This is a genomic window from Mesorhizobium argentiipisi (SeqCode), assembly GCF_037179585.1.
Taxonomy (GTDB): domain Bacteria; phylum Pseudomonadota; class Alphaproteobacteria; order Rhizobiales; family Rhizobiaceae; genus Mesorhizobium; species Mesorhizobium argentiipisi.
The window spans coordinates 73,847-86,704 of record NZ_JAPYKO010000025.1; the positions used below are offsets into that span (position 1 = coordinate 73,847).

At 62.6% G+C, this 12,858-nt stretch carries 9 protein-coding genes and 2 pseudogenes; all 11 read right to left on the reverse strand.

The window, feature by feature from the left end:
* Window positions 1–15: 15 nt before the first annotated feature.
* Window positions 16–2,283 (reverse strand): hybrid sensor histidine kinase/response regulator, encoded by a 2,268-nt coding sequence (locus tag O7A05_RS26785; protein ID WP_337095999.1) that lies wholly within the window; start codon window positions 2,281–2,283, stop codon window positions 16–18.
* The gene (locus tag O7A05_RS26790) at window positions 2,280–2,981 is read right to left on the reverse strand and encodes a chemotaxis protein CheW (protein ID WP_337096000.1); all 702 of its coding nucleotides are present in this window, start codon (window positions 2,979–2,981) and stop codon (window positions 2,280–2,282) included. Before O7A05_RS26790 ends, O7A05_RS26785 begins: the two co-directional genes overlap by 4 nt.
* Window positions 2,981–4,207: a CheR family methyltransferase gene (locus tag O7A05_RS26795; protein WP_337096003.1), complete on the reverse strand. Its 1,227-nt coding sequence runs from the start codon at window positions 4,205–4,207 to the stop codon at window positions 2,981–2,983. The genes O7A05_RS26790 and O7A05_RS26795 overlap by 1 nt, the downstream gene beginning before the upstream one ends.
* Window positions 4,207–4,671, reverse strand: coding sequence for a chemotaxis protein CheW (locus O7A05_RS26800; protein WP_337096004.1), 465 nt, complete (start codon window positions 4,669–4,671; stop codon window positions 4,207–4,209). The genes O7A05_RS26795 and O7A05_RS26800 overlap by 1 nt, the downstream gene beginning before the upstream one ends.
* A 23-nt stretch (window positions 4,672–4,694) precedes the next feature.
* Complete coding sequence (locus tag O7A05_RS26805; RefSeq protein ID WP_337096005.1) at window positions 4,695–6,332, reverse strand: methyl-accepting chemotaxis protein; 1,638 nt, start codon at window positions 6,330–6,332, stop codon at window positions 4,695–4,697.
* 256 nt (window positions 6,333–6,588) lie between these two features.
* Window positions 6,589–8,379, reverse strand: coding sequence for a DUF1963 domain-containing protein (locus O7A05_RS26810; RefSeq protein ID WP_337096006.1), 1,791 nt, complete (start codon window positions 8,377–8,379; stop codon window positions 6,589–6,591).
* A gap of 271 nt (window positions 8,380–8,650) precedes the next feature.
* On the reverse strand, window positions 8,651–8,881 hold the full coding sequence (locus O7A05_RS26815; protein WP_337096007.1) for a hypothetical protein: 231 nt from the start codon (window positions 8,879–8,881) through the stop codon (window positions 8,651–8,653).
* Complete coding sequence (locus O7A05_RS26820) at window positions 8,878–10,071, reverse strand: IS91 family transposase (protein WP_337096008.1); 1,194 nt, start codon at window positions 10,069–10,071, stop codon at window positions 8,878–8,880. Before O7A05_RS26820 ends, O7A05_RS26815 begins: the two co-directional genes overlap by 4 nt.
* A 2-nt stretch (window positions 10,072–10,073) precedes the next feature.
* Window positions 10,074–10,983, reverse strand: a pseudogene (locus O7A05_RS26825) (tyrosine-type recombinase/integrase).
* 354 nt (window positions 10,984–11,337) lie between these two features.
* Window positions 11,338–11,805 carry a metallophosphoesterase family protein gene (locus O7A05_RS26830; protein WP_337096009.1) on the reverse strand — a complete coding sequence of 156 codons (468 nt, stop codon included), beginning with the start codon at window positions 11,803–11,805 and terminating at the stop codon, window positions 11,338–11,340.
* A 9-nt stretch (window positions 11,806–11,814) separates the two neighbouring features.
* A pseudogene (gene rnz / locus O7A05_RS26835) lies at window positions 11,815–12,719 on the reverse strand (ribonuclease Z).
* Window positions 12,720–12,858: the final 139 nt, after the last annotated feature.

The following is a 12,858-nucleotide window of genomic DNA, read 5'->3' on the forward strand; positions in this document are numbered from 1 at the left end:
CTTCCAATTTCGATCTCATCCAGTCGCCTCGCCAATCATGTCCACGACGGCATGGATCAGCGCTTCGTCCTGAAAGCTGCCCTTGGTCAAATAGTAGTCGGCACCGGCGTCCAGCCCGCGCGAGCGGTCTTCCTCCCGATCCTTGTATGAAACGATCATGATCGGCGTGTTCTTAAGATGAGCGTCATTTCGGATCAGGTTCACCAGCTCGATGCCGTCCATGCGCGGCATGTCGATGTCGGTGACCACGAGATCGAAGGGGCCGGAGCGGATGGCATTCCACCCGTCCATGCCGTCGATCGCCACTTCGACCTCATACCCGTGATTGCCCAGCATCTTGCGCTGGAGTTCGCGAACGGTCAGTGAATCGTCAATCACCAGCACGCGCTTGCGCCTGCCAGTCTCGGGACCGCCTGCGGCGCGGCGAAGGGTTCGCAACCCGCCGGATGACACCAGCTTCTCCACCGACCGTAGCAGGTCGTCGACGTCAAAGATGAGGACTGGCGAACCGTCCTCCATCAGAGCGGCAGCGCTGATGTCCTTGATCTTGGCAAAACGTGGATCGAGAGGCCGGATGACTAGCTCGCGTTCGCCGAGGAAGCGATCGACGATCAGCCCGTATGCTTCGCTCTGGCCGGCATCAACGACGACAACCGAAAGATCGTCGGGCTCCGATGCGGGCTCGCCACGGTTCAGCAGCTCGCGTGCCGTGACCAGCCCGACTTGTCGGTCGTTCAAACGAAAATGCGGCCGGCCCTGCAGGAGGTTGATCTGCGCTCGCTGCAATTTCATCGTCTTGGAAATGCCAGCGAGCGGAAATGCATAAGGCTCCCCATCCACATCGACGAGCAGCGTGCGCAGAACCGACAACGTCAGCGGCAATTGCAGTTGAAAACGTGTTCCGTGCCCAAATTCCGAGGAGACGCTGGTGATGCCGCGAACTTCCTTGGTCATGGCCTGCACGGCGTCGAGTCCCACGCCACGGCCGGAGACGTCGGTAACGCCCTGCTTCATCGAAAAGCCCGGCAGAAACAGGAAGGCGAGCAATTCCGTTTCGCTGAGTGTTTCGGCACTTTCCCGGGTTGCGAGCTGCCGGGCGACGATCGTCTCGCGTAGCCTCGCGAGCTCGATCCCCCTGCCGTCGTCCACCACGGCTATTTGCAGCAGGCCGGCATAGTGCCTCGCTTCGAGCCTAATGAGCCCCTCTTCGGTTTTGCCTAAAGCGAGGCGCTCCTCGGGCGTTTCAAGCCCGTGATCAACGGCATTACGCAGCAAATGCCCGAGAGGTGCATCGAGTTGCTCGAGGATGTCACGGTCGATGCCGGTCGAGCCGCCTACAATCTCTAGCCGCACCCGCTTGCCGAGGGTGCGACCAAGGTCGCGGACCATTCTAGCATAGTGCCGCACGCTGTCTTCAAACGGCCGCATCCGACTCGCCAACGTCTCGTCGTACAATCTGTTGGCAAGATCTGTGGCTTTTCGATCGACTGAATCCAGCTCTTCGAGGCGCTCCGCCAGAAACGCCTGGCTCAGCCGAAGCTTTCGCTGCGCTTCGGCCAGCGCCTCCGCCACCACCTCGTCCTTTGAAACGGGCGGCAGCATTGCATGGAGATCGTCGAATGCACCAGCGAGGTCCGATTGAAGCCGCTTTAGCCGCAGCAACCCGTCGGCGAACGGCCTGAGCCGCCGCGCTTCCATCAGCGACTCGCCGGCCAGCCCGAGCAATCGGTTCAGGCTGTCTGCCGTCACCCGAACCATTCTGTCGGAGCCGATGCTTGCGGAGGCTTGCGGTTCCGTCCCAACGAGATGGCTCGCTGAACGGGTCGCCGCCAGCTCCTCCGGCGCATGATCTGCGAAATCAGCCGCGGAATTGCGGGACACGTTCGCAGGCTCGGGGAGGGACAATCCCTCGAGCTTGGCAAGAAAGGTTTCAACTTCAGAGGTGACGCTCTCGCTCGATGGTGCCGATGCGATCAATTTCAGAAGGTCGGTGCCTTGCAGGAGCGCATCGATATGCTCTCGCCGCACCCTCAGATGCCCACGTTGCGCGGCGACCAGGCAATCTTCCATCGCATTTGCAACTTTGACTGCGGGCATCAGGTCGATGATGCGGGCGGCTCCCTTCAGCGAATGCGCGGCGCGCATGCATGCTTCCAGGGCATCGGCGGCGACAGGATCGCGTTCCAACGCCAGAAGGCCGGAGGTCAGAGCCTGCGACTGCGTCTCCAGTTCGGCTTGGAAGAGGCTCAGCATCGAAACCTGGCTGAAGTCCTCGTCGCTCATGCGATGCTCCAATCCAGCATCGTCAGCAATTGTACCGGGTCGAGACAGCCAACGGCTCGTCCCTGCCACGGCAGCACGGCAACCGTGGCGGCCGACAGCGCCTTGCCGATCGTGGCCGGCACGGCGAGCGCGTCGCGCTCCCGGTAGCGATGCAGGCCATGGATCTCGTCAACCGTGAAAGCAACCCGCTTGTCGCGCTCGCCTACCATAACCAAGCGGCGAAATGCCTTGCTTCGTGTGCCCTGTCCCCCCTCTTTGCGCTCGTCAATCCCGAGCAATTCAGAGAGCGACAGGCAGATCAGCAATTCACCGCGGACATTGGCAATGCCGAGCACCGCACTGTTCCTGCGGTGCGGAAGCGAATGAACGCGGCGAGATTCAGCCACTTCATGAAAAATGCCGACCGGAAGAGCCAGCCATTCCTCCCCCACGCGAAAGAGAACGACAGTCTGCAGCGCTTCCTCGTCTGCCGAACCGAACTCGGCACTAGGCTTGTGTGGCCATCCGCCGCGATAGGCCGAGGGTGCCGCACGGTCGAGGAGGCGCCGTGCAATCTTCTTGTAGGTCGGGCAATTGCGGCAATGGAGATGCTGGTCCAGTAGCGGACATGACCGGTCACCGCGCACCCCGATCTGGCGCCAGCAGTCGTCGATTTCAATCTCCCCCACTGGCTGGGCGATCCCTGTCAAAGCCGCCATCAGGTGCCGCTCCTTTTCTGAGCCCGATCCAGCCGGCCGGCCAATGCCTCGGCGCCGCTATGGTCGCCTTGCTTGCGAAGCAGCAAAGCCAAATGGACAAGAGCTTCCCGATGATTTGGCGCGAGATACAGCGCCTTGCGATAGCTTTGCGCGGCTTCGGGCGCAGCGCCATCTGCATCCTGAACGAGACCCAGCAAGTAGAAAATTTCTGCGGAAGGACCAAACGTCTTGAGATGCGCCAGGGCGACTTCCTGTGCCTCCTTTACCCGTCCCGCATTGGCGATCCGTTCAACCGCGATCAGGCTTTCCGAGACCTGATCAAGCGGCTTGGTTGGAGCTTGCACACCGATTGCCGGTCGGGGAAGAGCAGGCTTGCTCCGGTTGACCTTCGGGATGGGCGGCCGCACCGGAATGCCGGCGGAAACTCTCGGGGCCGCGGTATTGACGCGCTCCGACTTGAGGAAGGCGAAGGCCAATGGCCATTCAGCGGAAATGAAGCCATGCAACCTTGGAAGAGCTGCTTCCGCGGGACCGACCAAGAGAAGTCCGTCCTTGGCCAGGAGGTCCTTCAGGCAGATCATTGCGCGATCCTGCAGCTCGCGATTGAAATAAATCAGCAGATTGCGGCAGAGCAGGATGTCATAGAGTTCTTGCCCGAAAGACGCGCGAGGATCGAACAGGTTTCCGACCCTGAACCGAACCTGTTTCAGCACCGCAGCATTCGGCCGCAATCCGCCCCCGGTCGCTTCGAAATAGCGATCCTTGAATTCGAGATAGCTGCCGCGAAAGGAATTGCGCCTATAGACGGCGCGTTCAGCCATCGCGACATTGCGGCTGCTGACGTCCACAGCATCGATGTTGAACTCGTGCGCCGCAAAGCCGGCATCGAACATGGCCATGGCGACTGAATAAGCCTCCTCGCCGGTCGAACATGGCAGGCTCAGGACTCTTATCGGCTGAGCACGCTTGCTGCTGCGCGCATGTCGCACCAGCATCGTGAACGCTTCCCGGTCGCGAAAGAACCAGGTCTCCGGGATCACCACCGCATCAATCAGCTCCTGCAGCTCCTGCGCGGAACCGGTCAGATGTTCCCAATACGCCTGAGTGTCGGTTATCCGGCATGCTGCCATCCGCTCTTTGACCGCCTGGCGGACCACTGTCGGACCAATGCTGGCACTGTCCAGACCGATGGTTTCCGTCAAGAGCTTTTCGACTGCGAACGTCATCAACCACCCATCTCGGCCTGGCGGAGCAATGCGGTACGGATCTCCTCCGAAAGCAGCGCTTCCGCTTTGACCCATTGGATGATCTCCGCGCCATCAGAAGTCACCGGACCAAGATAGGTCGGCGTTCCCGGCTCGAGTCCGAACGGCGCGAAATCGGCAGGGTCCCGCTCGAGCGTGTCCGTCACCCGTTCCGCGATCAGCCCCAGCAGGCGTGGCTCGCCATCTCGCGCTGGATAGCGCGTAACAACGATGCGGGTGCTCAACCGCGGCTCGGATGGGCGGCCAAGCGCCAGAAGAGTAACGTCGATAAGCGGGATGGGTATTCCGTCATAGCTGACCAGACCGACCACACCGGTGGGCGCTCCCGGCAGCGCTTTGACCTCGATGTAGGGCAACACCTCTTCAATTTGGTGCGCATCGAGCAAGTAGCGATCCGTACCCATGCTGAAGGCGAGGAATAGCATTGTCACCTCCGACTGCCAGCTCGCTATGCTCTCAGCTTGAACCTTGAAATGCTGCCTCGCAGCCCGCCTGAGACTTGATTGAGCTCGTCGATCGCAAGCGTCGATTGCTGAAGAGATTCGACTGTTTGCTGAGCTGCCTCGCTCAGCTGGGTCAACGTGTCGCTAATCTGTCCCGCGCCGGTCGCCTGGGCCTGCATGCCTTCATTGGCGACTTCGAAACGTGGCACCAGGCCTTGAACCTGCTGGATGATTTCGAAGAGCTGCCCGCCGACCTGCTGGACTTCCTGCATGCCCCGGCGGACCTGCTCGGAAAACTTGTCCATGCCCATCACCCCGGCCGCCACCGCCGACTGAATGTCCTTGACCATCTGCTCGATGTCATAGGTGGAGACGGCCGTCTGGTCCGCGAGCCTTCGGATTTCGGTCGCCACCACTGCAAAGCCCCGGCCGTATTGGCCTGCCTTCTCTGCTTCGATGGATGCGTTGAGTGACAACAGGTTCGTCTGGTCGGCGACTTTGGTGATGGTCGTCACCACCTGGTTGATGCTGCCGGCCTTCTCGCTCAGGATCGCGAGTTTGGAATTGATCGCGCCGGCCGCTTCCATGACCTGATGCATGGTTTCTTCCATGCGGGTCAAACCAGCTTGCCCTCCGCCGGCGACGGCAGCCGTCTGCTCGGCAACCGTCGAGACTTCGTTCATCGTGCGCGCCAGCTCGTTCGACGTGGCGGAGATTTCCTTGGCTGTGGCGCGGATTTCCGTGGTGGTCGCTGCGATTTCAGTCGCGGTGGCCTGCTGCTGCTTGGAGGTGGCGGCGATCTCCGTGATCGACGTGCTGACCTGTATGCTGGACCTTTGAACCTGACCGATGAGGGTGGTGAGATCGTCCGCCATCGCGTTGAAGCCGTCGGCAAGCACGCTGAATTCGTCTCGACGTCTGAGATCGATTCGTTCGCTGAAGTCGCCTTGCCGCATCAAACGAACCGCGTCGATCAGGCGGGTGAGCGGACCCGTGATGGCGCGAAACAGCTGGTAACCCAAAAGGAGGGCCAGCCCGAGAGCGACCAACAAGCCAACGCTCAAGCCCACTTCTGCTGTACTGACGATCGAACCGATCCGCTGTGTCGCGCTGTTTGCCTCGCCCCGATGATCCTCGACCATGGCCTGCAGAGCGGTCTGCAATTTCAGAAAGATCGGCTCCACGGTGTTCTTGATGGCCGGGCCTTCATTGGGCGTTTCACCCTTCGACAGGGCAGCCCGGCTAGCGTCCAGCACGGTTGCTTCGGCTTGACGAAACTGGTTGGCAAGCTCCTTGACGACAGCAAAATTCTCCTTGTCGATATCGGAGACAATTGTCGCCTCATAGCCGTCCATCTGACGCTGCACTTGGTCGCGGTTGGTCGCGATCGTGCTTTCAAGCGCGCGTCTATCCGAAGGGTTGTCCTGGAGGGCGTATTCCTGAAGCAGGCTATGAGCCGTCATTTGGCCCATCATGATCTCGGTGCTGTGATAGAGGTCTGGAAGGATACCCTTCTCAACCTCAGTCGCCTCCTGCTCCGCCTGAAGAAACCAGGCGTACGCGATGACAGCTATCACGGACATGACCACCAGGACGGCAGCGAAACTGACGAGGATGCGGTGGCGTATTGTCAGACTCTTCATAGAACCGGTTCACCAATGGGGGCATCTTTGTCGGCTCGACAACGCTCGTTCCGACGTTGGAAAGGCTCATCAAAAAGCAGTAGTTTGATGCTGAATGGTTTCTTTTCCGTTCAACCGCTGATGACGGCTAATCGGCTCGCCAAACGAAGTGGTTGTCTGAGCCTCGGGCACCGTGTCCGCCAGTTGATCGGCAAACGCCCGATGGACGACGCGCGATCCAGCGGGCCGACCAGCGCCCGCGGGAGGCGCCCTCGCTTCAGTGGCTCTCGAAGGTGAGCACGGTGTTCTCGAAGCGCCGCCCCGCCAGGTCGGTGGGACGGATCCAGTATTGCGCCGCGCCGGCGTCGCCCATGTGCCAGTCGAGCGCATTGTCCCAGCGAAGCTGGAGCAGAAGGATGTGCTCGGGCGCCATCAACTCGGCCGCGTCCTGGATGGCGACTCCGCGGCCCAGCATCTGGTGCTGTGCGTATGAGCCGTTCTTGCTGAAGTCTGGATCGCGCAGCACGCTGTGCCGGTAGCGGAGCGCCTCGACGACAGCGTCGGGCACCTGCGCGATCCCGTCCGGATCGGCAAGCGCGCTTTCGGCGCCTTCGACCGCCGCCCTCGCGATCCAGTCGTTCAGCACCATAGGCAGGCGCTTGTGCATATAGTGGCGCTCGAGCACACCTTCCGGCAGCGCGCCGGCGCGCAATTCCTCGAGTAGCGCAAGGAGTTCGGTCCGCTGGTTCTCGTCGAGCGCCTTGCCACGCTGGGCCTCTCCGGTCGTTGCGAGCTGAAAAATCCGCCAGCGGTCCTTTTCGAATTGCGCAAAGCGTTCGAGCAGGGCGGAGAGCGCCGACCGCTCCGGGTCCTCGGACCCCGCCGGCAGGGTGTCGAGCCGAGCCTTGATCCCGATGGTCTCCTCCTTGATGTATGACTTCAGGTAACCGAGCAGAACCTCGGCGGTCCGACGGTTGGTCGGAAAACCCTCGAACGGGATCCAGAGCCGGTCCGTGGGCTTGCCGTGCGCGGAGAGCGCGTCGTTCCAGGAGACTGGCTCGCCGTGAAACGCGACGAGCTGCTGGCGGCGGCGCTGCTTGGCGACCTCCCATGGGAAGCCGTCGCCGGCATCGGGATCGCCTTCCTCCACCTCGGCGACGTCCTCCAACCAGCCGAGCTCGATCTCGATGCGCGGATAAAAGCGTGGATAGACCTTCTCCGGCTTGTCGTGCCAGGTCAGCCAGGGATATCGGTAGCGGGCGTTCTCGGCGCCGTCGATCGGCTCCAGAAATCCGGGATTGTGCTGAGGACCCCAGTCCTTGCGGGCCTTGCCTTCGACGTAGCGGACGACGAAGTGGCTCGCATCGCCGTCGAAATTGCCCGACATCGGCGCGAAGAAATAAAGACACCCGTGGGCAGGGAGCAGCGAGCGTGCCGGCCCGTCGGGCAGCGCGCCGAGGTCGACTTGGCCCATGAAGGTGAGCGGCTCGAGCAGCCCCTTGCGGTTGTGGATCATCGGCCAGTCCAGATCGTCGGGCGCCAGCGGCACGCCGCCGAAAAAGCTCATCAAACGCTGCGGGTGGCGCGGCGGGAAGACGTGGCGGATGGCAAGGCAGGCCCGCGAGGCGAGGGCGATCGCCGCACGGTCGGCATCGCTGGCGGGCGGTGCCTTGCGCTCGACATGCGCGCGGATCTTCGCCCTGTGGGCATCATCGGAGCGTTTGGCCTGCGCCTGGGACTCCGCCACTATCTTTGCGGCGGCGTCGCCGCCGGCAGCCTTGGTGCGCCGGCGAGCGAGGTCCAAGGCAGGGCGAGCCTGCCCGGCCGCGCGGGCATTCTCGCGGGAATCCCCCGCCTCGCGTTTCGCTCGAGCTTTACGCAGGCTACGGCGAGCCCGAAGAAACACCAGGCCGATCCCTACTATCGGGATGAGAAGCAGGAGCGTTCGACGCAGGAGAAACGGCTCGATCATCGCGCCGTTCCATGTCTCGACGCCGGCCAGCAGCATTATCATCGCGAATACCGCGACTAACAACGTGGCGACGAAGGTAAGGATGGCATCGAGCATTTGTGTCCCCGCCACGAGCTGTCGCGTCGAAAGCGACCCCGCCCCGAAGATCGTATGGCTGCGACGTCAAGTCCAGCGTATCGCACTCGACCGGCTTCGTTGCCGCCCAAAACGGGGGTTGGTCATGTTACGACCAAGCCTCCGCCCAACCTAATGTCTGCTCTTCAAGATTAGGAGACCGAAGCTGCCGGTCTGCTCACGTGAAGAGTTTCGGGCGCCGGCAGGCGTACGAAAGTCCCCGAGGAAGGAACCCGCGGGCCACAGGCGACGGCTATGGGGATTTCGATTTGCGGCTGATGTCGGCGATGGCTGGGACCTCGCCAAGGAGGGCGGAGATGGATGCCGACAGGCCGCTTCGATGCGCCTCCAGGCGATGTTGTCGGCCCGGCACGCGGCTGGCCGCGGCTCTGTCGGCGTTGATGATCACCCTGGACAGGCGTGGATCCGGTGCCGGAGGCTGTGCGCCTACGACTTGAGACTGGATCATGCCATGCCGGGTCATGGGGCGGTCTCCCGGTTTGTCGTCCGTGCGCCCGGCGGCCCGCGCGGCTGCCTCCATCGTTCGAAGGTCTCGATGATGATCATGCGGCCACCACAGCAGGGGCATGGTGGGCGGAAGTCGTCCGTTTCCTCCGATGGATCGTTCATGGTGGGAGGCGCGGCCGCAAGCAACTCGCGCGCGAGTGCGAGGCTGGCCTTGCGGGCGGAGCCTGCGAGCAACCCATAGTGTCGGATGCGGTGGAAGCCGCGCGGCAGGACGTGGAGCAGGAAGCGGCGGATGAACTCGTCGGTGGCAAGCGTCATGAGCTGCTGCCGGTCTGCGCCACCGCGGCGGTAGTCTTTGTAGCGGAAAGTGACGCGGTCCTCGTCGAAACGGATGAGGCGCCGGTTCGAGATGGCGACACGGTGCGTGTAGCGCGACAGGTAGGCGAGCACCGCCTCCGGGCCGGCGAACGGTGCCTTGGCGTAGACCACCCAGCGCTTCTTCCGGACCGGCGACAGGTGGCGCAGGAATGCCCGCCGGTCGGTGAGGTGCGCCATCGATCCGAAGAAGACGAGCCGGCCGGCGTCGCGCAGCGCGACCAGAGGGGTGAGGAACAGGCGGCGGAACAGCTTGCCGAGTACCCTCACCGGAAGGAGGAATGCTGGACGCGACGATACCCAGCGCTTCCCATCGAGCGCGATGCCGCCACCCGGCACGATCATGTGCACGTGCGGATGGTGTGTCATCGCCGAGCCCCAGGTGTGAAGGACGGCGGTGATGCCGATGCGCGCGCCGAGATGCTTCCGATCTGCCGCGATGGTCAGCATCGTCTCCGACGCGGCGCGGAACAGCAGGTCGTAGACTAGCGCCTTGTTATGGAAGGCGATCTCGGCGACCTCGGCGGGCAGCGTGAACACGACGTGGAAGTAGCCGACCGGCAGCAGGTCGGCCTGGCGCTCGGCCAACCATGTCCGTGCGGCCGTACCCTGACACTTCGGGCAGTGCCGGTTGCGGCAGGAGTTGTAGGCGATGCGCCACTGGCCGCAGTCCTCGCAGGCCTCGACGTGACCGCCAAGGGCCGCGGTGCGGCAGTGCTCGATCGCCGACATGACCTTGAGCTCGGCGAGGCTCAGATGCCCGGCATGGGCGACCCGGTAGGCGGGCCCGGCAGTGCGGAAGATGTCGGCAACCTCGATCGAGGCGCGCACGCTCAGCCGTCGGGTGAGATCCCTTCCGGCTTGAAGAGGCCAAGCTTGTCGAGCGGGCTCGTGACGGTGCGCACCGTGCGGGTGGCAACCTTGGTGTAGAAGGCGGTGCTATTGAGCTTGGCGTGCCCGAGCAGGACCTGGATGATCCGGATGTCGGTGCCGTCCTCCAGCAGGTGGGTGGCGAAGCTGTGACGCAGCGTGTGCGGTCCGACCCGCTTGGCGATGCCGGCGGCCTGTGCCGCCTCGACGACCACGCGATAGAGCTGGCGGGTGCTGATTGGCTTCATCGCATGCTGCCCCGGGAACAGCCAGCCGTCGCGATGCATCACCCCCTGCTGGCGTCCGACCTTCCACCACTGGCGCAGCAACAAGAGCAGGTCTTGCGACAGCATGGCGTTCCGGTACCGCCCGCCCTTGCCGCGCTCCACCCGGAGCAGCATGCGCTCGCTGTCGATGTCGGCGACCTTCAGTACCGAGACCTCGGCGACGCGCAAGCCGGCGCCATAGGCGACCGACAGCGCGGCCTGGTGCTTGAGGCAGGTGGTGGCGTTGAGCAGCCGGGCAACCATCGTCGCGGCTCAAGACCACCGGCAGCTTGCGCGGGTGCGCCAGCCGGACGAGCTTGCGCGCCAGATCGGGACGATCGACCGTATGCGTGAAGAAGAAGCGCAGCGCCGACACGATGCTGTTCATCGTCGGCACCGGAACACCGTCGTCCTGCTGCTCGATCTGGAACCGGCGCAGGTCGTCGGTGGTCGCTGTATCTGGCGACCGGCCGAGGAACGTCGCCAGGCGTCCGATGTCGCGGAGATAGTTGCGCTGCGTCTCCTGTGAGAAACGTCGCATGTTCATGTCGTCGATCAGCCGCTGACGCAGTGGACTGATAGGTGCATCGAGAACAGGATAGGGCATGGTCGGGCTCCTTGTTGAAGAAGCCCGTGATGCTCTGCCGCTACCGAACCACCCTCAATGCGAGCGCGACGACCGGCTCGTGATCTCTACCTCAACCCCAGGCGCCCTCCCGCGTAGCGGGTTCGTTCTTCGGCCGTTCCAGCCATTGCTATTGATCACCGGAACTGACGGAATGACGGGCCTATTGATGTCATCAATGTTCGCCTTGTGTGCTCAAAAAGTCGCATAAAAGGAATGTCGAATTTTCCATCCCGGGGCGTTGCAAGAAGTCAATTTCAGGTGCTTGGTCGTCGCGGGCCTTCATTGAGCCGACGCCGGCCGTCCGGCTCGACATGCGATCGCCTTGAGCCCGCCTTAGCCGCTACTGAGATCGTGAATGACCGGCTGTAGACCGACAGGCGTGATATCAACCGTCGCAAGCGTAATCGACAACTTGAAACGACGGGGGCCGGCGCTCCCCGGATTGAGGTAGAGCACACCGTCAACGGTTTTGAGTTTCGGCACATGGGAGTGGCCGGACACGACCATGTCGATACCGAGTGCCGCTGGTGAGACCTGCAGTGTGTTCAGATCATGGAGGACGTAAAATGTTCGGCCTGCCAGCCGTACCAACACCGTGTCGGCGTAGGTCGAAGCCCACCCGGCCGTATCCACGTTGCCTCTGATCGCGGTAACCGGTGCGATCTGCTGAAGCGCGGAAATAACGTCAGGACTGCCAATGTCTCCGCCATGGATGATGTGGTTTGCCCCGGCCAGGCGTCGTTCCGCCTCAGGCCTCAACAGTCCGTGGGTGTCAGAGATAATGCCTATCCTGAATGTCATTGTCGGCCGTTATATGATGAGCACATCGAGATCAGCCGCAATGCGGCTGTTCGGAAACGCCCGCACGGCTTCCGCGAGGATTTCTTCATCGGCATAGCGGCCAGAGATATGCGTAAGAACGAGCTGCTTCACATTGGAAGTCGCTGCCAGAGATGCTGCCTGCGCAGCCGTGAGATGACCATAGTCACGCGCCACGGCCGCATCCCGTTCCAGGAAGGTGGCCTCGATCACCAGAAGGTCGGCGCCGCGGACATGTTCCGCGAGATCATCAGTCGACTCCGTGTCGCCGACGATGACCAGCTTCTTGCCTGCTTCCAGCGGACCCAACACGTCTTCGGAAGCAACTGTTCGGCCATCCGCGAGGGTGATAGACCGGCCTTCTGCCAGTTCCTTCCTGATTGGACCGTCGGGCACACCGAGAGACGTGAGGTGCTCGGCGCGAAGGTGGCGGCGCGGTGGTGTCTCGAGCACGAAGCCGTAGCTATCTGTGTCGCGGTGACGAACCTGAAAGCAGTCAATCATGAATTCGTCCGCGTCGAATAACCGGCCGGGCCTCAGCGGCTCAAGCGTTAGTGGGATCGGCGCTCGTCCTTCACCCCACAGACCAGCGAGCATACGCACAACGACGTCGAGGGTGTCCGAGCCTCCATGGATGGTCAGGAGATCCTCGCTTTGCCGCAACCGGAGTGTCGAGAACAGTCCGGGGATCCCAAGGATATGGTCGAAATGCGCATGCGTGAGCAGTAGGCGGTGAAGCCGCCGAAGCCGGCGCCGCTGCGCAGCAGCTGGCGCTGCGTGCCTTCCCCGCAGTCGACCAGAATTCGCTGGCCTCCGGCCTCGACAAGCAGGGCAGGGTGATTTCGCTCGGCAGAGGGTACGCTGGCCGAGGTGCCAAGAAACGTCAGTCTGAAAATCATGGAGCTAGTCTCTCATGTTCCCTGTCAAGGTTGAAGGCAAGAAGGCTCACCTGCTTGGCAGGTTTGCGAAGCAGTCGGATCGGCCGAAGCTGCACAGGGCTGGGGGTGGAGCTCAGAGACGACGGTTGATCAGACT